General features: G+C 73.0%; 20 protein-coding genes. 11 read left to right on the forward strand and 9 right to left on the reverse strand.

Annotated features, from left to right (window positions below):
• Window positions 1-10 precede the first annotated feature (10 nt).
• From ACZ60J_RS31975 to ACZ60J_RS31985, 3 genes are all read right to left on the reverse strand, one after another.
• Window positions 11-571 carry a SigE family RNA polymerase sigma factor gene (locus ACZ60J_RS31975; RefSeq protein WP_385331266.1) on the reverse strand — a complete coding sequence of 187 codons (561 nt, stop codon included), beginning with the start codon at window positions 569-571 and terminating at the stop codon, window positions 11-13.
• A 181-nt stretch (window positions 572-752) separates the two neighbouring features.
• Window positions 753-1,670 (reverse strand): HhH-GPD family protein, encoded by a 918-nt coding sequence (locus ACZ60J_RS31980; protein WP_469687234.1) that lies wholly within the window; start codon window positions 1,668-1,670, stop codon window positions 753-755.
• Window positions 1,671-1,765: 95 nt separating this feature from the next.
• Window positions 1,766-2,374: a phosphatase PAP2 family protein gene (locus tag ACZ60J_RS31985; RefSeq protein ID WP_469687235.1), complete on the reverse strand. Its 609-nt coding sequence runs from the start codon at window positions 2,372-2,374 to the stop codon at window positions 1,766-1,768.
• Window positions 2,375-2,532: 158 nt separating this feature from the next.
• On the opposite strand from ACZ60J_RS31985, the gene ACZ60J_RS31990 reads away from it, so the two are divergent.
• Window positions 2,533-3,372: a hypothetical protein gene (locus ACZ60J_RS31990; RefSeq protein WP_469687237.1), complete on the forward strand. Its 840-nt coding sequence runs from the start codon at window positions 2,533-2,535 to the stop codon at window positions 3,370-3,372.
• A 269-nt stretch (window positions 3,373-3,641) separates the two neighbouring features.
• On the opposite strand, the gene disA is transcribed toward ACZ60J_RS31990, so the two are convergent.
• Both disA and radA read right to left on the reverse strand, forming a co-directional pair.
• The gene (gene disA, locus ACZ60J_RS31995) at window positions 3,642-4,766 is read right to left on the reverse strand and encodes a DNA integrity scanning diadenylate cyclase DisA (protein WP_469687239.1); all 1,125 of its coding nucleotides are present in this window, start codon (window positions 4,764-4,766) and stop codon (window positions 3,642-3,644) included.
• 155 nt (window positions 4,767-4,921) lie between these two features.
• The gene (gene radA / locus ACZ60J_RS32000; RefSeq protein ID WP_469687241.1) at window positions 4,922-6,337 is read right to left on the reverse strand and encodes a DNA repair protein RadA; all 1,416 of its coding nucleotides are present in this window, start codon (window positions 6,335-6,337) and stop codon (window positions 4,922-4,924) included.
• A 220-nt stretch (window positions 6,338-6,557) separates the two neighbouring features.
• On the opposite strand from radA, the gene ACZ60J_RS32005 reads away from it, so the two are divergent.
• Window positions 6,558-8,339: a BACON domain-containing protein gene (locus ACZ60J_RS32005; protein WP_469687242.1), complete on the forward strand. Its 1,782-nt coding sequence runs from the start codon at window positions 6,558-6,560 to the stop codon at window positions 8,337-8,339.
• Window positions 8,340-8,345: 6 nt separating this feature from the next.
• On the opposite strand, the gene ACZ60J_RS32010 is transcribed toward ACZ60J_RS32005, so the two are convergent.
• A complete protein-coding gene (locus ACZ60J_RS32010) occupies window positions 8,346-9,188 on the reverse strand; it encodes a DUF3109 family protein (RefSeq protein ID WP_469687244.1) in 843 nt (280 codons plus the stop codon).
• Between the two features lie 63 nt (window positions 9,189-9,251).
• On the opposite strand from ACZ60J_RS32010, the gene ACZ60J_RS32015 reads away from it, so the two are divergent.
• From ACZ60J_RS32015 to ilvD, 4 genes are all read left to right on the forward strand, one after another.
• Window positions 9,252-10,199, forward strand: a complete 948-nt coding sequence (locus tag ACZ60J_RS32015) for a Ppx/GppA family phosphatase (RefSeq protein ID WP_469687246.1) — start codon at window positions 9,252-9,254, stop codon at window positions 10,197-10,199.
• Window positions 10,200-10,620: 421 nt separating this feature from the next.
• A complete protein-coding gene (locus tag ACZ60J_RS32020; protein ID WP_469687248.1) occupies window positions 10,621-11,454 on the forward strand; it encodes a sugar phosphate isomerase/epimerase family protein in 834 nt (277 codons plus the stop codon).
• Complete coding sequence (locus ACZ60J_RS32025; RefSeq protein ID WP_469687249.1) at window positions 11,451-12,086, forward strand: TetR/AcrR family transcriptional regulator; 636 nt, start codon at window positions 11,451-11,453, stop codon at window positions 12,084-12,086. Before ACZ60J_RS32020 ends, ACZ60J_RS32025 begins: the two co-directional genes overlap by 4 nt.
• 179 nt (window positions 12,087-12,265) lie before the next feature.
• Window positions 12,266-14,119, forward strand: a complete 1,854-nt coding sequence (gene ilvD, locus ACZ60J_RS32030; protein ID WP_469687251.1) for a dihydroxy-acid dehydratase — start codon at window positions 12,266-12,268, stop codon at window positions 14,117-14,119.
• 70 nt (window positions 14,120-14,189) lie between these two features.
• On the opposite strand, the gene ACZ60J_RS32035 is transcribed toward ilvD, so the two are convergent.
• Complete coding sequence (locus ACZ60J_RS32035; protein WP_469687252.1) at window positions 14,190-16,304, reverse strand: serine/threonine-protein kinase; 2,115 nt, start codon at window positions 16,302-16,304, stop codon at window positions 14,190-14,192.
• A gap of 107 nt (window positions 16,305-16,411) precedes the next feature.
• On the opposite strand from ACZ60J_RS32035, the gene ACZ60J_RS32040 reads away from it, so the two are divergent.
• The 5 genes from ACZ60J_RS32040 (at window position 16,412) to proC (ending at window position 19,835) form a co-directional block, all read left to right on the forward strand.
• On the forward strand, window positions 16,412-16,714 hold the full coding sequence (locus ACZ60J_RS32040) for a peptidase (protein WP_469687254.1): 303 nt from the start codon (window positions 16,412-16,414) through the stop codon (window positions 16,712-16,714).
• Between the two features lie 77 nt (window positions 16,715-16,791).
• Window positions 16,792-17,334 (forward strand): hypothetical protein, encoded by a 543-nt coding sequence (locus ACZ60J_RS32045; protein WP_469687255.1) that lies wholly within the window; start codon window positions 16,792-16,794, stop codon window positions 17,332-17,334.
• 57 nt (window positions 17,335-17,391) lie between these two features.
• Complete coding sequence (locus tag ACZ60J_RS32050) at window positions 17,392-18,213, forward strand: ABC transporter ATP-binding protein (RefSeq protein WP_469687257.1); 822 nt, start codon at window positions 17,392-17,394, stop codon at window positions 18,211-18,213.
• A complete protein-coding gene (locus ACZ60J_RS32055; protein ID WP_469687259.1) occupies window positions 18,210-18,947 on the forward strand; it encodes an ABC transporter permease in 738 nt (245 codons plus the stop codon). The genes ACZ60J_RS32050 and ACZ60J_RS32055 overlap by 4 nt, the downstream gene beginning before the upstream one ends.
• Before the next feature lie 78 nt (window positions 18,948-19,025).
• Entirely contained in the window at window positions 19,026-19,835 is an 810-nt protein-coding gene (proC, locus tag ACZ60J_RS32060) for a pyrroline-5-carboxylate reductase (RefSeq protein ID WP_469687261.1), read from the forward strand.
• Window positions 19,836-19,903: 68 nt separating this feature from the next.
• Here proC and trpS read toward each other — a convergent pair whose 3' ends face one another.
• Complete coding sequence (gene trpS / locus ACZ60J_RS32065) at window positions 19,904-20,902, reverse strand: tryptophan--tRNA ligase (protein ID WP_469687263.1); 999 nt, start codon at window positions 20,900-20,902, stop codon at window positions 19,904-19,906.
• A gap of 531 nt (window positions 20,903-21,433) precedes the next feature.
• Window positions 21,434-21,620: hypothetical protein (locus ACZ60J_RS32070; RefSeq protein ID WP_469687265.1), on the reverse strand; the 187-nt coding region annotated here is incomplete at its 5' end.

Raw genomic sequence — 21,620 nt, forward strand, 5'->3', positions numbered from 1 at the left:
CTTGGGCCAATCAGGCCGCGCACCGCTCACGCCCCTCGTACCGGATGGTGTGGTCACCGCGCTCCAGCGCGCGCATGTCCAGGTCCCGGCTCTCCAGTTCCTGCCGGAGCCGTGCCAGTGCGCGGTGCAGAGTGCTCTTCACGGTTCCCGCCGACATACCGAGCGCCGCGGCCGTCTCCTCGGTGCTCATCTGCTCCCAGTGTCGCAGCACCACCACGCTGCGCTGCTTGGGCGCGAGCACCTTGAGGATGTCCATCAGCAGGGCGCGGTCGGCACGCTGGTCCGAACCGTCCTCGACGGAGGCGTCGGGGAGCTGCTCGGTGGGAACCTCTTCGAGCTTGCGGGCCCGCCACCATTCGGTGCGGGTGTTGATCATGACACGGCGCAGGTAGGCGTCGGCAAGGGACTTGTCGGCGATGCCGTCCCAGCGGCCGTAGGTGCGGACGAGCGCGGTCTGCAGGAGGTCCTGTGCGTCGGTCGGGTCCGGAACCAGGCGACGGGCACTGCGCAGCAGCGCGTCCTGCCGGGTGCGTACGTACTCTTCGAATCCGAGTACCTCGCCGTGCGCCATCTCAGACCGCCTCCGTTCCGACACCAACCGCTCATCCGCTGCCTTACGGATCCGACGGTACGGAGGCGTTGTCACGGCCCTGTGCGGGTCAGCCTTCGGTGGGCGCACGGACACCCATACGTTGTGTAACAGTGCCCGTGAGCTGCGGTTTCCATGAACAAGCGGAACCTCTGGGTCAGCCTCAGGCGGTGTCGGCGCCGTCCTTCGCGGGGCCGGCCGGCAGGCGGTACATGAGGCCGGGCAGCGGCTCCACGAGCCCGTCCGAGACCAGCCCGTCGAGCGCGCGGGCCCGCTGCACGGGCTCCTCCCAGACGGTGTCCAGGACGGACTGCGGCACGGCGCCGACCGCCTCCCGCAGCACCGCGAGGAGCCGGCCGCGCACCTGCCGGTCCGTCCCGGCGTACGTCTGCCCGCGCCGCGGCGGTCCCTCGTGGGCGGGCTTCCCGGCCAGCCGCCACGCGCACAGCCCGGCCACCGGGCAGCTCCCGCAGTCCGGGTTCTTGGCCGTGCACACCAGTGCCCCGAGCTCCATGGAGGCCGCGGCCCAGCGGGCCGCGGTGTCCTCGTCCTCGGGCAGCAGGTCCCGCGCAAGGCGCCGCTCGGCCGCGGTCGTGGCGTTCGGCGGGTACTCGACCCCGGTCTTGGTGCGTGCGAAGACCCGGCGCACGTTCGTGTCGAGCACCGCGTGCCGCTGCCCGTACGCGAAGGAGGCCACGGCGGCTGCCGTGTACTCGCCGATCCCGGGCAGGGCCAGCAGCTGGGCGTGCTCGCGCGGTACGTCGCCCCCGTGACGCTCCGTTATGGCGGTGGCCGCGCCGTGCAGGCGCAGGGCCCGGCGCGGGTAACCGAGCCGGCCCCAGGCGCGTACGGCCTCGCCCGGGGCGTCGGCGGCGAGGTCGGCGGGCCGGGGCCAGCGGGCGAGCCACTGCTCGTAGACCGGCAGGACCCGGTTGACGGGGGTCTGCTGGAGCATGAACTCGCTGACCATCACCCCCCAGGGGCCGGCCTCGGGGCGGCGCCAGGGCAGGTCGCGGGCGTGTGCTTCGAACCACGCGATGACGGGGGAGTGCAGCGCGGTGGCGGGAGTGGTTGCAGTCATGGCAGACGGCATCCTGGCACGTTTCGGGCCCGCGGGGTGTCGTGTCGATCCGCGCAGGGCGCCGGGACGGGGTCCGGGCAGGGCCGGGGCGGGTGTCAGCGGGCGGGGCCGGCGCCGGTGATCAGGACGGCCGTGCGGCCGCCGCTCGTCCGCACGGCGGCGACGACCCTGGTCGCGGGGCCGGCGAGCGCGACGACGGCGAGCGCGGCGAGGCTCGCGCCGAGCAGCAGGCCCATGGCCACGTCGTGCGGGTAGTGGACGCCGACGAAGACGCGGGAGAAGGCCATCAGCAGGGCCAGCGGGAGGGCCAGCAGCGCCAGCCTGCGCACGGCGAGGACCAGGGCCACGGCCGCGGCTCCCGCGATGGTGGCGTGGTTGCTGGGGAAGGACCAGTCGCCGGTGGCCGGGCACTTGATCAGCGAGGCCGCCGCCCCGGCCACGGCCCGGCAGGGGCGCTCCTCGTCGACGCTGGACTTCACCAGCTCGGAGGCGACGTAGGCCAGGGCGGTGACGAAGGGGGCGAGCACCGCGAGGGCCACCGTGCGGGGGTCGCGGGCGCCGCGCGCACGCCACCACACGGCTATGAAGAGGGCGCCGAAGACGAGCAGTCCGTACTCGGTGAAGACCTCGAAGGCCGATTGCACCCAGGCGGGGGTCGCGTGGGCGAAGTCGGTGACGTCGAGGTAGAGGCCGGAGCTGTCCATGGTGACTGAAGGTACCTAAATCGGAATAACGTCCTCATCAGTCTCCCGGCGGATTCCGGGTGCCCCGGATCACCCCGCAGGATGATCATCGGCAAAACAAGCCGCCTGCGCGGCATGTGGGCACTGATCGGGCCCCGAACTCTCGTAAGGTTCCCTCCGTGGGATCTCTGCGCAATCCGGTCGGGCCGCTCCCCTCCTCCATCTACTGGCGACGGAGGGCCGTGCTGGCGTCCGTTGCCGCGCTCCTCGCGATGCTCGCCGTATGGACCGTCAGTTCCGGTGCGGGCAAGTCGAGTACCAACGGCAAGGGCCAGGGCGGCTCCGGCCCCGTCACCCAAATCACCCCCGGACCCTCGGGTTCCGGCCCGGCGATCAGTCAGGCCCCGGGCGGGCGGGGCGAGTCGGGCTCGGGCGCCTCCGGCGGTACGAGCGCCGGCACCGGCACGGGCTCCGGCCCCGGTGCGAGCCCCGGCGCGGGCAAGAACGGCGAACCGGGCGCGGAGCCCGGCACCGCCGGCCAGGGCGGGGCGGACGGCTCCGGCGGATCCGGCGGAGCCGGAGCGGGCCAAGTCGTCCCGGCGGACTCGCCGATGCCCACGTGCGCGCCCGGTGCGCTGCAGTGGGAGGTCAAGAGCGTGAAGAACGAGTACGAGCCGGGCGAGAAGCCGCGCCTCGAACTCCTCGCGCGCAATGTCTCGGGCACGACCTGCAAGGTCGATCTCGGCCCGAAGCAGGCGGTGCTGACGATCACTCAGGCGAGCAACGCGAAGCCGGTCTGGTCCTCGGCGGACTGCCCGGCGGGCGCGGGCAACGTGTTCTACCGGGTGCCTTCGCAGGGCGAGACGAAGCAGGCCCTGGAATGGGACCGGCACTTCAGCGAGGCGAGCCAGTGCCAGTCGCCTCCGGCGGGGGTGGCGGCGGCGGACACGTACGTGGTCGAGGTCAAGTCCCCCGGCATGCCGGTGGCTCGCACTTCGTTCGTCCTGAAGCCGGAGTAAGCGGAGTAGCCGGAGCACGGGGCGCGGCGCCGTTGCCGGGGCGCCGCCCCGGACCCCGCTCCTCAAACGCCGGAGGGGCTGGATCTGGCCGGCGCCGGCCCGCACGTGAACACCGCCGGGCCGGGAGATCCCGCCGGCCCGCACGTGAATGCCGGCGGGCCGGGAAATCCAGCCTCGCCGGCGCTTGAGGCGCGGGGGTCCGGGGGCGGAGCCCCAGGCAGCGGCGCTGCAGCCGTACACCCGGAGCCATCGCGGAGCGGGGCCGCAGGCTAGACGTAGCGCTCCAGGATGGAGGACTCCGCCAGGCGGGACAGGCCCTCGCGGACGCTCCGCGCGCGGGCTTCGCCGACACCGTCGACGGTCTGCAGGTCGTCGACGGAGGCGGCCAGCAGCTTCTGCAGCCCGCCGAAGTGCTCCACGAGCCGCTCGATGATCGCCCCCGGCAGCCTCGGCACCTTCGCCAGCAGCCGGTACCCGCGCGGGGACACCGCCGAGTCCAGGGTCTCCGGCGAGCCCGTGTACCCCAGGGCCCGCGCCACGATCGCCAGCTCCAACAGCTCCGGATGCGTCAGCGCGTCCAGCGCGGGCAGCGCCTCGCCCACCGTGCGGGAACGCTTCGCCGTCGGCTCCGGCACGTAGTCCCGGATGACGAGCTCCCGCTCCTGCTCGATCCCGACCGTCAGCTCGTCGAGCTGGAGGGAGAGCAGCCGGCCGTCGGTGCCGAGCTCCACCACGTACTCCGCGATCTCCGTCGCGATGCGCCGCACCATCTCCAGCCGCTGCGCCACCGCCGTGACGTCGCGGACCGTCACCAGGTCCTCGATCTCCAGCGCGGACAGCGTCCCGGCGACCTCGTCCAGGCGGAGCTTGTACCGCTCCAGCGTGGCCAGCGCCTGGTTCGCCCGCGACAGGATCGCCCCGGACTCCTCCAGCACGCGCCGCTCGCCGTCCACGTACAGCGCGATCAGCCGCATCGACTGCGAGACCGACACCACCGGGAAACCGCACTGCTTCGAGACCCGGTCCGCGGTCCGGTGCCGGGTGCCCGTCTCCTCCGTGTGGATCGAGGCGTCGGGCACCAGCTGGACGCCCGCCCGCAGGATCTTGGTGATGTCCTTGTCCAGGATCAGCGCGCCGTCGAGCTTGCACAGCTCGCGCAGCCGGGTCGCCGTGAACTCCACGTCCAGGACGAAGCCGCCCGTGCACATGGCCTCGACGGACTTGTCCATGCCGAGGACGATGAGCCCTCCGGTGTTGCCGCGAACGATCCGTTCGAGCCCGTCACGCAGGGGCTGACCAGGTGCGACCGCGCTCAGCGAGGCGCGCATCATGGCCTCCTGCTTGGAGCTCGCGCCCGACTTTCCGGATGCTGCTGCCCCGTCCTTGGCTGCCACTGCACTCCTCCGGTCGCGGGATGTACCGCCTGCGTACGGCCGGGCGGACCATCCCGAAGTCTACCGGCGCGGCCCCGGCGCCCGCCGTGCCTTGACCCGGCCGGGCGGAGGAGCACCTCGTCCGGGCGCGCTGACCTGCGGTTCGGGGCCGTCGGCTAGTCGGCGGCCCGCTCCTTCGCCGGCGTACGCGACCGCCCGCGCGGCAGGGCCCGCAGGGCGTCGCCCATGTCGGCGACCTCGGTCACCTTCATGCCGGCCGGCACCTTCCCCGGGTCCACCGGCACCAGCGCGTGCGTGAAGCCCAGCCGGAAGGCCTCCGCGAGCCGCCGCTGCACGCCCGTCACCCGCCGGACCTCGCCCGCGAGGCCTACCTCCCCGATGGCGACCAGGTTCTTCGGGAGCGGTACGTCGCTGGCCGCCGAGGCCAGCGCCAGCGCGACGGCCAGGTCGGCGGCCGGCTCGGTCAGCTTCACACCGCCCACGGTCGCGGTGTAGATGTCCCGCTTGCCGAGCGCCGTGATCCGCCCGCGCTGCTCCAGCACCGCCAGCATCATCGAGACGCGCGAGGTCTCCAGCCCGGAGGTGGTGCGCCGCGGCGAGGGGATCTGCGAGTCCACCGTCAGCGCCTGCACCTCCGCGACCAGGGGCCGCTTGCCCTCCAGGGTCACCGTCAGGCAGGTCCCGGGGACGGCCTCGGTCCGCCGGGTCAGGAACAGCCCGCTCGGGTCGGCGAGGCCGGTGATGCCCTCGTCGTGCAGTTCGAAGCAGCCGACCTCGTCCGTGGCGCCGTACCGGTTCTTCACCCCGCGCACGAGGCGCAGCCGCGCGTGCCGGTCGCCCTCGAAGTTCAGGACCACGTCGACCAGGTGCTCCAGCAGGCGGGGACCGGCGATGGCGCCCTCCTTGGTGACGTGGCCGACGAGGAGCGTGGACATCCCGCGTTCCTTGGAGGCCCGGATCAGTGCCCCGGCCACCTCCCGGACCTGCGCCATGCCGCCGGGTGCGCCGTCGATCTCGGGGGAGGCGACCGTCTGTACGGAGTCCATGATCAGCAGCGAGGGCTTCACGGCGTCCAGGTGCCCGAGCACGGCCGACAGGTCGGTCTCGGCGGCGAGGTAGAGGTGCTCGCTGAGCGCGCCGATCCGCTCGGCACGCAGCCGCACCTGGCTCGCCGACTCCTCGCCGGTGACGTAGAGGGTGCGGTGCTCGTCGGAGGCGGCCTTCGCCGCGACGTCGAGCAGCAGCGTCGACTTGCCCACGCCCGGCTCGCCCGCGAGCAGCACGACCGCCCCGGGGATCAGTCCGCCGCCCAGCACCCGGTCCAGCTCGTCCACGCCGGTGCTGCGCGCGGTCGCGGTCCGGACGTCGACCTGCCCGATCGGCACGGCGGCCGTGGTGACCCGGCCGGCCGCGGTGGTGCGCACGGCGGGGGCGCCGCCGAGCTCCTCGACGGTTCCCCAGGCCTGGCACTCGGGGCACCGGCCGAGCCACTTGGCGGTGGAGTACCCGCACTCGGTACAGCGGTAGGACGGCCGGTCCTTGGCGGATGAACGAGATGTACGGGCAGCCATGCGGCCCACGGTAGCCGCCGCCACCGACAGCGCTTCCCCGGCGGCCTCCCGTCGGTCCGTCCGCCGGTCCTCCCGTCGGTCCTCCGGCTGTCCCCGGCGTGCACGCCGTGGCGTGCGGCGTCAGGGGTCCTGTCAGCGCAACACCGATCTGTTCACCCGTAAGGACTAAAACTGGTGAAGGCTTCCGGAGCGCCACCGGCGCGCCGCCTACGGTCACCGAGTGACCAGCAGCAACCAGGGACACCCCGCACCGCGCACCGGCGCACACCGGGCGCACGGGCGCACGCCCCCCGAGGGGACCGGGGTGGAGCAGCCGCCACCGTTCCGGTACGAGCCCTACCTGGACGGGCTGTTCACGTACTGCCTCTCGGTCCTGTGCGACCACGACACCGCCACCGACGTGCTCGGCGACGTCCTCGCCGTCGCCGACCGCCATCCCGGCCGCTGCCCCGACGAGGGGGACCGGCGGGCCTGGCTGTACGCCCTCGCCCGCTGGGCCTGCCTGCGCAGCCTCGCCGAGCGGCGGCGCACGCGCTACGGCCACGGGGGAGCGCATTCCGCCCGGCGTGCACCGGAGCACACGGATGCCGTCCGTGCGCCGGGCCCCGCGACGGCGAGCGCCGACGCGAAGGCGGTGGCGAGCCACGGTGGTCTCGACGTGAGCGCCTACCGCCGCACCGAGCTCGCCCGTCTCGCCTGGCCGGAGGCCGCCGGGACCACCCCCGAACAGCGCGAGGCACTCGAACTCGCCGTCCGCCACCGCCTCGGCGTCCCCGAACTCGCCGCCGTCCTCGGCACGCCCCCGGCCGCCGCCCGCGAGCTGCTGACCGGCGCCGCCTGCGAAGTGGAGCGCACCCGGGCCGCCCTCGCCGTCGTGGAGACGGGCAACTGCCCGAGCGTGTCCCGGCTCACCGGCGACGACGGGGACGGCGGAGGAGACGGGAACCTCCTGCTCTCCTCCTCCCTGCGCGCCGAACTCGTCCGCCACGTCGACGACTGCCCGCGCTGCCGACGCGTCGCCGAACGCGTGGGCGCCGGCGGCCCCTGGCCCGGCTCGGGCGGCATCAACACCGCCGCCCTCCCGCTGGTCCCGGCCCCGCGCACCGCCGTGCACGCCGCGATGCTCCGCTCCGGCGGGCGCCGCGGCGCCGGGACCGGCCCGCGGTTCGACCGCACCGGCTTCCCGATGGACCCCAAGGACCGTGCGGCCCGCCGCGACCGGCTGCGGGCCCGCGCCGTGACCACCACGGTCGTCGCCACCGTCGTCGCGGCCCCGGTGCTGGCGCTGTGGGCCGCGTACCGAGGCGCCCCGAGCACCGGGGAACCCGTCGGCAACGGCTCCACGCGCATCTCCGCGAGCGAGGCGGAGCTCCCGCTGGCCCGTACCGACGGCCGCCCGCTGACGGCCTACGAGAACGCGGGCAACGCCGCCGTCACCACCGACGACTCCGGCTTCGCCCCGTCCGCGGCCACCCCCGACGTCTCCGTCGAGGTCATCAGCAGCGGCGCGCCGCCGAGCTCCGCACCGGACGCCCCGGGCGCACCGGGCCGGCTGACCGCGGCCGCCTCCACCCACGGAGCGACCACCCTGCTCACCCTCACCGCGTCGGGCGGCGCCCCGGTCGACTGGCGGCTGTGGTCCGACGCCCCGTGGCTGCGCGCCAGTTCGACCTCGGGCCGGCTGGCGCCAGGAGAATCGGTCACCCTGCGGATCACCGTGGACTCCGAAGCCCAGCCCGTAGGGGCCTGGAGCGCCCGGGTCGGGGTGGACCCGGGCGGCGCGGTGATCTCCATCCGCGGCCGGGGCCGCCCGGCCCCCACCCCGCCCGGCCCCGATCCCACGCCGACACCCACCCCGTCCGAGACGCGGCCGACCCCCACCCCGACTCCGACGCCGACCCCCACCCCGGAGCCCACCCCGACACCGACCCCGACGCCGACCCCGAGCCCCACGGACGGAGCCACGCCGGGGCCGACCCCGACCGCGGAGCCGGCGCCGTAGCTCCGGCTACTTCTGCTGCTGCTCGGGATCGGCCGGGTGCGGGGCCATCGGCAGCAGCGAGGAGAGCCGCGCCTCGCAGAGCCGTACGAGCTCCTCGTACCCCTCCTTGCCCATCAGCTCCGTCAGCTCGGGGCGGTACGACTCGTACACCGGCTTGCCGGCGCCGTGCGCCGACGTGGCCGACGTGCACCACCAGTGCAGGTCGTGGCCGCCCGGACCCCAGCCGCGCCGGTCGTACTCGCCGATCGACACCTGGAGGACGCGGGTGTCGTCGGGCCGGTCGATCCACTCGTAGGTCCGCCGGATGGGGAGCTGCCAGCACACGTCCGGCTTGGTCTCCAGCGGCTCCTGGCCGCCGCGCACCGCCAGGATGTGCAGGGAACAGCCGGCCCCCGCCGGGAAACCGGGCCGGTTCAGGAAGATGCAGGCACCGTCCCAGCGGCGGGTCTGCTTCTCCCCGTCGTCGTCGTGCTGCGTCCATCCGGTCTCGCTGCCCACGTCGTGGAACTGCCACAGCTCCGGCGTCAGCCGCGCCACGTTCTCGGCGACCCGCTTCTCGTCGTCCTCGTCCGAGAAGTGCGCGCCGAGCGTGCAGCAGCCGTCGTCCGCGCGGCCCGCCTGAATTCCCTGGCACCCGCTGCCGAAGATGCAGGTCCAGCGGGACGTGAGCCAGGTCAGGTCGCAGCGGAAGACCTGCTCGTCGTCGGCGGGGTCGGGGAACTCCACCCAGGCCCGCGGAAAGTCGAGCCCCTTCTCGTCCGCCTCGGCGGCTGCCCCGGCACCCTTGGCGGCCTTGCCGACCTTGCCGGCCTTGGCCTTGGACTTGTTGGCCTTCTTCGTATTTGGCACAAACCCCAGCCTAAGCGCCCCTTACTCCACCCCTACGCCTTTGGACCAGTAGCGTTTCCCCTCATGAGACTCGGTGTCCTCGATGTGGGTTCGAACACGATCCATCTGCTGGTGGTGGACGCGCATCCCGGTGCGCGCCCGCTGCCCGCGCACTCGCACAAGGTGGAGCTGCGGCTGGCGGAGCTGCTCGACGAGTACGGCGCGGTGACGCCGGACGGCGTCGAGCGGCTGGTTTCCGTCATCGGGGAGGCGGTGCAGGCCGCCGAGGACAAGGGGTGCGAGGACGTACTCCCCTTCGCGACGAGCGCGGTACGGGAAGCCACGAACGCCGACGAGGTCCTGGCCCGGGTCAAGGCGGAGACGGGCGTGGACCTCCCCGTCCTCAGCGGCGACGACGAGGCCCGCCTGACGTTCCTCGCCGCGCGCCGCTGGTTCGGCTGGTCGGCGGGCAAGCTGCTGCTGCTCGACATCGGCGGGGGATCACTGGAGATCGCGTACGGCATCGACGAGGACCCGGACGCGGCCGTCTCGCTCCCCCTGGGCGCGGGCCGCCTGACGGCGGGCTGGCTCCCGGGGGACCCGCCCGACCAGGCGGACGTCCGCGCCCTGCGGCGCCACGTCCGGGCCCAGATCGCCCGGACGGTCGGCGAGTTCAGCCGCTTCGGGGCGCCGGACCGGGTGGTGGCCACCTCGAAGACCTTCAAGCAGCTCGCCAGGATCGCGGGCGCGGCCCGCTCCGCGGACGGGCTCTACATCCAGCGGGACCTGACGCGGAAGTCCCTGGAGGAATGGGTCCCGAGACTGGCGGCGATGACCACCGCCCAGCGGGCCGCCCTTCCGGGCGTCTCCGAGGGGCGCTCCAACCAGCTGCTGGCGGGGGCGCTGGTGGCGGAGGGGGCGATGGACCTTCTCGGGGTCGACTCCCTGGAAATCTGCCCCTGGGCTCTGCGGGAAGGCGTCATCCTCCGGAAGCTGGACCACCTCGGAAGGTCCACCCCGCTCGGCGCGTGAGCCCGCTCCGACGCGGCGCCGTTGCCGGGGACCGGTCCCCGGGCCCCTGCGCCTCAAGCGCCGGCGGGGCTGGGGTTGGCCTGGGCGCGGGGTTGCTGCGTGGGGTGGGTCGGTGCCGGGGTGGGGTGTCGCTCTGGACTGCATGATTTAGGCGCCCTCTGCCGGACTCCGCCAAGGCGAAGCCCGTTTCCGCGCCACAAATCACGCTCTACGTCCAGACCAACACCCCACCCCGTCCCCGTCCCCGCCCCACGCAGCAACCCTCCGACCCCGGGTCTATTCAGCCGTCCGGCGTTTGAGGACCGGGGTCCGGGCCGGATGCCCCAGCCGGGGCAGGGCTGCGCTGGGGGGACCCGGGGCGCTGGGGCCCGGTGGGTCGAGGCTGGGTGGGGGAGCGTGGGGACCCCGATACCCTGTCCCCGTGGCAGAACCAGTCCGGATCCCGACCGCGAAAGTCGCCCTCTCCACCGCCTCCGTCTACCCGGAGTCAACGGCGACCGCCTTCGAGATCGCCGCGCGCCTCGGCTACGACGGCGTCGAGGTCATGGTCTGGACGGACCCGGTCAGCCAGGACATCGACGCCCTGCGCCGCCTCTCGGACCACCACCGGGTTCCGATCCTGGCGATCCACGCCCCCTGCCTGCTCATCACGCAGCGCGTCTGGTCCACGGACCCGTGGACCAAGCTCCAGCGCGCCCAGGCGGCAGCCGAGAAGCTCGGCGCGAGCACCGTCGTCGTGCACCCGCCGTTCCGCTGGCAGCGCCAGTACTCCCGCGACTTCGTGACCGGCATCTGGCGGATGGCGGACGAGACCGACGTCCGCTTCGCCGTCGAGAACATGTACCCCTGGCGCTACCGCGACCGCGAGATGCTCGCCTACGCACCCGAGTGGGACGTCACCAAGGACGACTACCGCCACTTCACGGTCGACCTCTCGCACACCGCGACCGCCCGTACGGACGCCACCGCGATGATCGACCGGATGGGCGACCGCCTCGCCCACATCCACCTTGCCGACGGAAACGGTTCCGCGAAGGACGAGCACCTCGTCCCCGGCCGCGGCACCCAGCCCTGCGCCGAACTGCTGGAGCGGCTCGCCGCCACCTCCTTCGACGGGCACGTCGTCATCGAGGTCAACACCCGCCGCGCGATGTCCTCCGCCGAGCGCGAGGCCGACCTCGCCGAGGCCCTGGCGTTCACCCGCCTGCACCTCGCGACCGCCCCCGGCCCGGCCCCCAGGACCCCGCACCGATGACAGAGCCCCAGCCGGACCCCGCCCCCGCCAAGCCCCGCCGCGGCCCCGGCCGCCCCCGGCAGGACGAGGCCGACGACGGCCCCGGCGCCCCGGAGCGCATCCGCCTCGCGGCCCGCGCCGAGTTCGCGGCGCGCGGCTACGACAAGACCTCCGTCCGCGGGATCGCCAAGGCCGCGGGCGTGGACCCGGCCCTGGTGCACCACTACTTCGGCAGCAAGGACGAGCTCTTCGCCGCCGCGATCGAGCTCAGCATGGAGCCGGCCCTCGTGCTGCCCGCGATCGTCGGTGCGGGCCCCGACGGCATCGGCGAGCGCCTCGCCCGCTACTTCCTCAGCGTCTGGGAGAACCCGGTCACCCGGACCCCCCTCCTCGCGGTCGTCCGCTCGGCCCTCACCCACGAGGCCGCGGCGAAGGTGCTCCGCCGGCTGATCCTGCACCGGCTGCTGGAGCGGATCGCGGCCGACCTCAACGTCCCCGACCCGACCTTCCGCGCCGAGCTCGCCGCCTCCCACATGGTCGGCATCGCGATCCTGCGCTACGTCGTCCAGGTCGAGCCCCTCGCATCGGCAGACCCGGAGACGATCATCGAGCTGGTGGCCCCCACCCTCCGGCGCTACCTCACCGAGGAGTGAGGAGCGGGGAGTGGTGGGGACCGGGGAACGGCGCCGCCTTGCCCAATGGGTGAGCCGTCCGTCCCGGGATCCGGACAGGCCGTCCGGATCGCGGGCAGGGGGCGTAGCCTCGTAACCGAGCCATATCCACAGTCGCGGCAGGCGCTGGCGCCACACCGCACACATGGGGAGAGAACCCGATGCCCGAGCTGAGGTCCCGCACCGTCACCCACGGCCGCAACATGGCAGGCGCGCGTGCGCTGATGCGCGCCTCGGGCGTAGCGAGCGCGGACATCGGGAAGCCGATCATCGCGGTCGCCAACTCCTTCACCGAGTTCGTCCCCGGCCACACCCACCTGGCCCCGGTCGGCCGCATCGTCTCCGACGCGATCCTGGCCGCCGGCGCCGTTCCCCGCGAGTTCAACACCATCGCGGTCGACGACGGCATCGCCATGGGCCACGGCGGCATGCTGTACTCCCTGCCCTCCCGCGACCTGATCGCGGACTCGGTCGAGTACATGGTGGAGGCGCACTGCGCCGACGCGCTGATCTGCATCTCGAACTGCGACAAGATCACGCCCGGCATGCTGATGGCCGCCATGCGCCTCAACATCCCCGTCGTCTTCGTCTCCGGCGGCCCGATGGAGGCCGGCCAGGCGACGCTGGTGGACGGCACCGTCCGCAAGCTCGACCTGATCGACGCGATGGTGGACGCCTCCAACGACAGCGTCTCCGACGAGGACGTGCTCCGCATCGAGGAGAACGCCTGTCCGACCTGCGGCAGCTGTTCCGGCATGTTCACCGCGAACTCGATGAACTGCCTCGCCGAGGCCATCGGCCTGGCCCTCCCCGGCAACGGCTCGGTCCTCGCGACGCACACCGCCCGCCGCGCCCTGTACGAGGACGCCGGCCGCACGATCGTCGAGATCACCAAGCGGTACTACGAGCAGGGCGACGAGTCGGTCCTGCCCCGCAACATCGCGACCCGCGAGGCCTTCGAGAACGCCATGGCCCTCGACATCGCCATGGGCGGCTCGACGAACACGATCCTGCACCTCCTCGCCGCGGCGCAGGAAGCCGGTCTGAAGTACGACCTCACCGACATCGACGAGGTCTCCCGCCGGGTTCCCTGCCTGGCCAAGGTCGCGCCGAACGTGGCGCCCGGCGGCACGTACTACATGGAGGACATCCACCGGGCCGGCGGCATCCCCGCCCTCCTCGGCGAACTGCACCGCGGCGGACTCCTCAACAAGGACGTCAACTCGGTCCACTCCGCCAACCTGGAGGAATGGCTCGCGAAGTGGGACGTCCGCTCCGGGACGGCCCCCGCGGAGGTCGTGGAGCTGTGGCACGCGGGCCCCGGCTGCCAGCGCTCCGCCTCCGCCTTCTCCCAGTCCGAGCGCTGGGACACCCTCGACCTCGACGCCGAGGGCGGCTGCATCCGCTCCGTCCAGCACGCGTACTCCAAGGACGGCGGCCTCGCCGTCCTGCGCGGCAACATCGCGGTCGACGGCTGCGTCGTGAAGACCGCCGGCGTCGACGAGTCGATCTGGACCTTCGAGGGCCCGGCCGTGGTCTGCGAGTCGCAGGACGAGGCCGTCGACAAGATCCTCCGCAAGGAGATCAAGGCCGGCGACGTGGTCGTCATCCGCTACGAGGGCCCGCGCGGCGGTCCCGGCATGCAGGAGATGCTCTACCCGACGTCCTTCCTCAAGGGCCGCGGCCTCGGCAAGCTCTGCGCCCTGGTCACGGACGGCCGCTTCTCCGGCGGCACCTCGGGCCTCTCCATCGGCCACGCCTCCCCGGAGGCGGCCGCGGGCGGGTCCATCGCGGTCGTGGAGGACGGCGACCGCATCCGCATCGACATCCCGAACCGCTCCATCGAGCTCCTGGTCGACGAGGCCACGCTGGCCGCCCGCCACGCGGCCCTGGGCGGCGTCTACGCCCCGAAGAACCGCGAGCGCAAGGTCTCCGCGGCCCTGCGCGCCTACGCGGCGATGGCCACCAGCGCCGACAAGGGCGCGGTCCGCGACGTCAGCCTCCTGGAGCGCTGACCCCGCACGGATCCCGGCCCCGTCCGACACCCTCGGGCGGGGCCGTCCGCGTTCCCGACCCGCCCCGGCGTCACCACCCCGCGGGATCCCCCGCCGGCACGGCGAACACGCTCCCGTCCGGCGCGGACGCGTACACCCGCCCGTCCCCGATCACCGGTGCGGGCAGGCTTGCGGTGAAGGCACCCTTCCCGGTGCCCATCCGCGGCCGGGTCTGGCCCAGTAGCTGCCCGGACGCCGAGTCCACGGCCAGGAGCCGGCCGTCCGGGGCAGCCAGGTACACCCGCCCGTCGCCGAACACCGGCGGGGAGGCCAGGGCCAGCCCCGTTTCGAGCCGCCACTCCTCCTTCGCCCTGCCAACGGCCACGAGCGCGCCCGGGGCCCCGAAGACGTACACGACGCCGTCCGGGCCGACGGTCGCCTGGGCCTGGTACAGGGGGGTCGTCAGCGGTACGCGTTCCACCTTCCGGGTCCGCAGGTCCATCCGTACGACCGCTTCGGCCTTTCCCTCCTGCACAGCGGTCGCGAGCAGGAAGAGGCTGCCGTCGGCCACGCCCACGGGCTGCAGCTGCCCGGCCGCACGCGTCTGCCAGCCCACCGCGCCTGTCGCGGGGTCCACCGCCGACACCTGCGTCGACCTGCTGTCCCCCGCGGGCGTGGCCCCGTACAGCTCCGGCCGGCCGGAGCCTTCGGCGCCCCACCACGAGGAACCGAACCTGCCCAGCGGCTTCGTCCAGACGTCGGCGCCGCTCGCCGCGTCCAGCGCGATGACGGTTCCGGTTGCCGTGGTGGCCAGCACCTTCCCGCCGAGGACCAGGAGTTGCGTACCACTGGGCAAGGTCCGGTGCCAGCGCTCCGCGCCCGTCGCCGGATCCCGGGCCTGCAGCAGCCTGCTCCCGGGGGCGCGCACGAGGACGACCCCTCCCGCGTGCAGCGGGGCGGCGCCGAGCGCGGGATGACCGTCCGTCCCGGTGGCCGGTACCGCCCACACCGTGGCACCGTCCGCCGGGCCGAGCCGGGCCAGGCTTGCACCGGGTCCCGAGCAGTACAGTGCCGGGGCTTGCCAGGAGCAGGCCTGCCCCCGCCCGCCCAGGGGCACCGACCAGGGGGCGGTTTTCGAGGGCGCCGGTGTCCGCGCCGCCACGGGCTTCGTCGAAGGCCTCGTGCCGGACCCGAGGCCGTAGTGCGCGTAGGAGACGCCGGCCCCGGCCACGAGGAGCAGCCCGAGCCCCGCGGCCAGGGCGGTCAGCTTCCGGCTCCGCCGCGGGTCCCGGGGGGCCGCCGGAACGATCTGTTCCCGCCGGTGGGTGTCCTGCTCCGCCCCGGCGGGCTTGCGCGGCCGGGGGATGAAGGCCTGCGTGTCCAGATCGGTCGGGTACGCCACCGCCCGCAGCGCCACGATCAGCGCGTCCGCGCTCGGCCGCTCCGCCGGATCCTTCGCCAGGCACTGTGCGACCAGCGGCACGAGCCGCTCAGGGAGTCCGGTGAGGTCGGGCTCGCTGTGCACCACCTGGTACGCCACGAGGTAGTGGCTGTCGGAGTCGAACGGCCCCCGCCCGGTCGCCGCGTACACGAGCACCGCCCCCAGGGCGAACACGTCGGCCGCGGTACCGACCTCCCGCGGCCGCTGGAACTGCTCCGGCGCCATGAAGGGCGGGGTCCCGATCAGCTTCCCCGTCTCGGTGCGCAGATCGCTGTCGGCGGGCCGCGAGATCCCGAAGTCGATGACCCGCACCCCGTCCGGGGCCATCAGCACGTTGCTGGGCTTCAGATCGCGGTGCACGACCCCGGCCCGGTGGATGTCCCGCAGGGCCTCGGCCAGCCCGGCGGCGAGCCGGGTCAGCTCCTTGGGTTCCAGTACGCGGTCCCGTACCCGCTCGGAGAGCGTCGGGGAGTCGATGAACAGCGTGGCCATCCACGGCCGTTCGGCGTCGGGGTCCGCATCCACGACAGGTGCGGTGAACGCTCCGCTCACCCGCCGCGCGGCCGCGACCTCCTGGCGGAAACGGGCCCGGAACTCCGGGTCCACGGCGTGCTGCGGGTGCACGATCTTGACGGCGAGTTTCAGCCCCGACTCGGAGGTGGCCAGGTGGACGACGCCCATGCCGCCGGAACCGAGCACGGACTCGAGCCGGTACTGCCCGGCGTACTCCGGAAAGCCCGCGTAGTCCGCCCGCACTGAACGCACCGCTCACCACCCCCGCCGGAGCCTAGTCGATGGTCCGTGCGATTCTCCAAGATCCTGCTACCCTGCGCGAGTTGCGCAGGGCAACGCTCGTAGGGGGGAGTTTTCACATGGCCATCGAGAGCGATTCCAGCCAAGTGCAGAGCCTGACGTCGGGGTCGGGATATCCGACGTTCCCGGTCGCGCCCGGCTACCGCGTGAACGTCCGCAGCGGTCCCGGCACCAACTACGGCGTGGTCCGGGTCCTGCCGCTCGGCGCCACCGTCGGGATCCGCTGCCAGTGCGCGGGGATGAACGTCTCCGGCCCGTACGGCACGTCGAACCTCTGGGACTGCATCGGCAACGGCGAGTTCATCTCCGACGCCTACGTGAAGACCGGCAGCGACGGCTACGTCACCAGCCGCTGCGGCTGACGCCATCCGGTCCAACCCACGGCCCGCCCCGTGAGACACCCCGGGCCGGCGCCGCCCGGCGGGGGATAATCGCTGGTGTGAGCGACGACCAGCGAGACCAGACCCCCGCCGAGGCGGCGCCCGAGGCCCCCGCCGCCCCCGCGCAGCCCGTCGGCCCCGAGCCCGAGCCGATCCGGTTCTTCGGCACCACGTGGGTGAACCACGACGGCGGCTACGGTGCGCGCCGCGTCGGCGCGGCCGCCGGTGCGCTGGTCCTCGCCGTCATCAGCGCCTTCCTGCTGCGCTTCTCCTACGAGGGTCTGGAGATCGGCAACGTCGGCCCCTTCCTCAGCATCTCGGTCGTCGTCCTCTTCGCGATCGCCAGCTCCATCGCCTTCGTGAAGACCTGGGAGTCCTTCAGTCGCCGCCTGCCCCCGTCCTCCGACGAGACCGCCCTCAAGGGTCTGAAGGCGATCGGTTTCATCGGCAGCCTCATCGCGTACTTCCTGCGCTGCTTCGTCGAGGCCCCGGGCGAGAAGCTGCGCCGCACCGAGTACGAGCGCGCCTCGGCCGAGTTCACCCGGCGGCGCAGCTCGCGTACCGGCAACCCGGCCGCCCGCCGTCCCAAGCGCAAGAAGTAGCGCCCCGGTACCGCCCCAGCCTTGCGCCGGGGCAGCGCCAGGAGCATTATTCATCGCATGATGAATAAGCAAGCGGCCGTCGCCGTCCACGCCGACGGCCTCACCGTCCGCCGCGGCACCGGCCGCAACCCCCGCACCGTCCTCGACGGCCTCTCCTTCGACGTCCCCCGCGGCCGCATCACCGGCCTCCTCGGCCCCTCCGGCTGCGGAAAGTCCACCCTGATGCGCGCCGTCGTCGGCACCCAGGCCCACGTCACCGGCACCCTCGACGTCCTCGGCCACCCCGCCGGCCACCCCGGACTCCGCTCCCGCATCGGCTACGTCACCCAGGCACCCTCCGTCTACGACGACCTCACCGTCCGGCAGAACCTCGACTACTTCGCCGCGATCCTCGACCCCGGCCGCGCCGCCGCCGAGCGCCGCCGCGAGACCGTCACCCGGGCCATCGCCGACGTCGACCTCACCACCCACGCCACCGCCCTCGCCGGAAACCTCTCCGGCGGCCAGCGCAACAGGGTCTCCCTCGCGGTCGCCCTCCTCGGCAGCCCCGAGCTCCTCGTCCTCGACGAGCCGACCGTCGGTCTCGACCCGGTCCTGCGCCGCGACCTGTGGAACCTCTTCCACGACCTCGCCGCCACCCGGGGCGCCACCCTCCTCGTCTCCTCCCACGTCATGGACGAAGCCGAGCGCTGCCACGACCTCCTCCTCATGCGCGAGGGCCGCATCCTCGCTCAGGACACCCCCGAGGCGCTGCGCACCCGTACCCACGCGGACACCGTCGAGGAGGGCTTCCTCCGCCTCGTCGACGCCGCCAACGCCGAGGCCAAGGCCGGACTCGCCGCCGCCACCCCCGCCGCCCCCCACGGGAGCACCCGATGAGCACCGCCCGCACCCTCGCCACCGCCGCCCGCGTCCTGCGCCAGCTCCGCCACGACCCGCGCTCCATCGCGCTGATGCTGCTGGTCCCCGTACTGATGCTGGTCCTGCTCCGCTACGTCTTCGACGGCAGCCCGCGGACCTTCGACGGCATCGGCGCGTCCCTCCTCGGGATCTTCCCCCTCATCACGATGTTCCTGATCACCTCCATCGCGACCCTGCGCGAGCGCACCTCCGGCACCCTCGAACGGCTCCTGGCCATGCCGCTCGGCAAGGGCGACCTCATCGCCGGCTACGCCCTCGCCTTCGGCGCCATGGCGGTCGTGCAGTCCCTGCTCGCCACCGGCGTCGCCCTCTGGGTGCTCGGCCTCGACGTCGTCGGCTCCCCGTGGCTGCTCCTGCTCGTCGCCCTCCTCGACGCCCTGCTCGGCACCGCACTCGGGCTCTTCGTCTCCGCGTTCGCGGCGTCCGAGTTCCAGGCCGTCCAGTTCATGCCGGCGGTGATCTTCCCGCAGCTCCTCCTGTGCGGCCTCTTCGCCGCCCGCGGCACCATGCAGCCCGTCCTCGAAGCGATCTCGAACGTCCTGCCCATGTCCTACGCCGTCGACGGCATGAACCAGGTCCTCACCCACACCGACATGACCGCCGACTTCGTCCGCGACGCCGGGATCGTCGCCGGATGCGCCCTCCTGGTCCTCGCCCTCGGCGCCGTGACCCTGCGCCGCCGCACCCCCTGACGGGGTCCTGCCCGCACCCCCCTGCCCGCACTGCGGACACCGGACCGCCCCTTCCCACCCGGATGCAAAGATGAAGGCATGACCCAGACAGTCGCAGTCCTCGGTACCGGCAAGATCGGCGAGGCCCTGCTCAGCGGGATGATCCGCGGCGGCTGGCCCGCCTCCAAGCTCCTCGTCACGGCCCGCCGCCCGGAACGCGCCGAGGAGCTCCGCACCCGCTACGGCGTCGAGGCCGTCACCAACGCCGAGGCCGCCAAGCGCGCCGACACGCTGATCCTCACCGTGAAGCCGCAGGACATGGGCAAGCTCCTCGAAGAGCTCGCCCCGCACGTCCCCGCCGACCGCCTGGTCATCAGCGGCGCGGCCGGCATCCCGACCTCCTTCTTCGAGGAGCGCCTGGCCCAGGGCACCCCCGTCGTCCGCGTCATGACGAACACCCCGGCCCTCGTCGACGAGGCCATGTCCGTCATCTCGGCCGGCAGCCACGCCACCGCCGGGCACCTCGCGCACACCGAGGAGATCTTCGGCGGCGTCGGCAAGACCCTGCGCGTCCCGGAATCCCAGCAGGACGCGGCCACCGCCCTCTCCGGCTCCGGCCCCGCGTACTTCTACTACCTCGTCGAGGCCATGGTCGACGCGGGCATCCTCCTGGGCCTGCCCCGCACCCAGGCCCACGAGCTCATCGTCCAGGCCGCCATCGGATCGGCCGTCATGCTCCGCGACAGCGGCGAACACCCGGTCAAGCTCCGCGAAGCCGTCACCTCCCCGGCCGGCACCACCATCAACGCGATCGTGGAGCTGGAGAAGCACGGCGTACGAGCAGCCCTGATCGCCGCCCTCGAAGCGGCCCGCGACCGCAGCCGCGAACTCGCCTCCGGCAACAGCTGACATCCGCCGTCCGCTACGGGGCTGCGCGCGCAGCCCCGTAGCGACGACGACGCACAGCCCCTGTCCCCTCAGGGCTCCAGCAGCCCGATGGCCCGGTACGCCTCGTCCACGACGGGCCGCGCGATCGCCCGAGCCCGCCCGGCTCCCGCCCGCAGCACCGCCTCCACCGTCCCCGGATCGGCCGCCAGCTCCGCGTGCCGTACGCGGACCGGCCGCAGCAGCTCCACGACGGCGTCGGCCACGTCCCGCTTGAGCGCCCCGTACCCGGTGTACCCGTCGGCGAGCGCGGCCGGATCACCTCCGGTGCAGGCCGCGAGGATGTCCAGCAGGTTCGCGAGCCCGGGGCGCGCGGCCCGGTCGTAGACGACCCCGCCGTCGCCGCTGTCGGTGACGGCCCGCATCACCTTCTTCCGCACCGCCTCGGGCTCGTCGAGGATGAACACCACCCCGGGCCCGCTGTCCCCCGACTTCCCCATCTTCGAGGTCGGGTCCTGCAGGTCCATGACCCGCGCCGCCACCACCGGATGCGTGGCCTTGGGCACGGTGAAGGTGTACCCGTACCGCTGGTTGAACCGCACCGCCAGATCCCGGGTCAGCTCGACGTGCTGCCGCTGGTCCTCCCCGACGGGCACCTCACCGGTCCGGTAGGCCAGGATGTCGGCGGCCATCAGCACGGGATAGGTGAGCAGCGACAGCCGCACCCCGTCCCCCGAGGCCTGCGCCTGAGCCGCCTTCTCCTTGTACTGGACCATCCGCCGCAGCTCCCCGTCCGAAGCCGTGCACTCCAGCAGATAGGAGAGCCGGGCGTGCTCGTCGACGTGGCTCTGGACGAAGAGCGTGCACTTCTCGGGCGTCAGCCCGGCGGCGAGCAACAGCGTCGCCGCCTGCCGACTGAGCCGGCGCACCCGGGCCGGATCGTGCTCGACGGTCAGTGCGTGCAGGTCGACCACGCAGAACAGCGCGTCGTCGGGCTTCTGCTCGGCGGCGACCCACTGGCGTACGGCCCCCAGGTAGTTCCCCAGCGTCAGATGCCCCGTCGGCTTGACCCCGCTGAAGATCCTCGTCATGTCCCTGCTCCCTGATGTGTCGGTGTGGGCGTCGACGCCACCGCGTCGGGGCGACCGAGCCACTCCCGGGAGGGGAGAAACAGAAACGGCCGCCGTGATCGGCGGCCGTCGAGCGCGTGCGTGCTCGCGTGGATGGTCGGCCGCCGTCAGGCGGCCCACCAGCGAAGGTCGAGCATGAGCGCACGCGTAGTCATGGGGGAGAGGCTAGACCCTGAGGGGTGAGGACCGCGTCAGGTTTGTGCGCTCGGTGGGGCGGGTCAGCCTGGGGTTGACACACCCGTGCCCGATCCGTAAGGTTCTTCGAGTTGTCCGAAGTGAGCGCCGACCCCGGTCGGTCCCCGGACAGCCATCCCGCACTACACATTCGAACGAACGACTCACTTTGTCGTCCCGTTTTCATGCGTATTTGCGAATGAGGAATCCGCGTCCACGGACGCAGCCGCCGATTAGGTTCGGGGGCAAGGAATCCGCTACTGTCTCACTCGTCGCAAGGGCCCAACAGCCCGAACGACAAACCCCGTTGACTGGGAGTCAGGCCCGAAAGGATCTGATAGAGTCGAACTCGCCGGAAAGGGAAACCGCAGAAATGCGGATGACCTGGAAGGCGGGAAACAAGCGAGACAGACTCTGATAGAGTCTGAAACGCAAGAACAAAACAGAACGAAAGCCCGGAGGAAAGCCCGAGAGGGTGAGTACAAAGGAAGCGTCCGTTCCTTGA

The sequence above is a fragment of the Streptomyces sp. NPDC104226 genome, from assembly GCF_055584085.1.

What these genes read in the sequence shown, in the direction of transcription:
- ACZ60J_RS32050 (WP_469687257.1), top strand. Translation starts at nt 17,392, where the DNA reads ATGATGAATAAGCAAGCGGCCGTCGCCGTCCACGCCGACGGCCTCACC.
- ACZ60J_RS32025 (WP_469687249.1), top strand. Translation starts at nt 11,451, where the DNA reads ATGACAGAGCCCCAGCCGGACCCCGCCCCCGCCAAGCCCCGCCGCGGC.
- ACZ60J_RS32055 (WP_469687259.1), top strand. Translation starts at nt 18,210, where the DNA reads ATGAGCACCGCCCGCACCCTCGCCACCGCCGCCCGCGTCCTGCGCCAG.
- ACZ60J_RS31985 (WP_469687235.1), bottom strand. Translation starts at nt 2,374, where the DNA reads ATGGACAGCTCCGGCCTCTACCTCGACGTCACCGACTTCGCCCACGCG.
- ilvD (WP_469687251.1), top strand. Translation starts at nt 12,266, where the DNA reads ATGCCCGAGCTGAGGTCCCGCACCGTCACCCACGGCCGCAACATGGCA.
- ACZ60J_RS32040 (WP_469687254.1), top strand. Translation starts at nt 16,412, where the DNA reads ATGGCCATCGAGAGCGATTCCAGCCAAGTGCAGAGCCTGACGTCGGGG.
- proC (WP_469687261.1), top strand. Translation starts at nt 19,026, where the DNA reads ATGACCCAGACAGTCGCAGTCCTCGGTACCGGCAAGATCGGCGAGGCC.
- ACZ60J_RS31980 (WP_469687234.1), bottom strand. Translation starts at nt 1,670, where the DNA reads ATGACTGCAACCACTCCCGCCACCGCGCTGCACTCCCCCGTCATCGCG.
- trpS (WP_469687263.1), bottom strand. Translation starts at nt 20,902, where the DNA reads ATGACGAGGATCTTCAGCGGGGTCAAGCCGACGGGGCATCTGACGCTG.
- ACZ60J_RS32015 (WP_469687246.1), top strand. Translation starts at nt 9,252, where the DNA reads ATGAGACTCGGTGTCCTCGATGTGGGTTCGAACACGATCCATCTGCTG.
- ACZ60J_RS31975 (WP_385331266.1), bottom strand. Translation starts at nt 571, where the DNA reads ATGGCGCACGGCGAGGTACTCGGATTCGAAGAGTACGTACGCACCCGG.
- radA (WP_469687241.1), bottom strand. Translation starts at nt 6,337, where the DNA reads ATGGCTGCCCGTACATCTCGTTCATCCGCCAAGGACCGGCCGTCCTAC.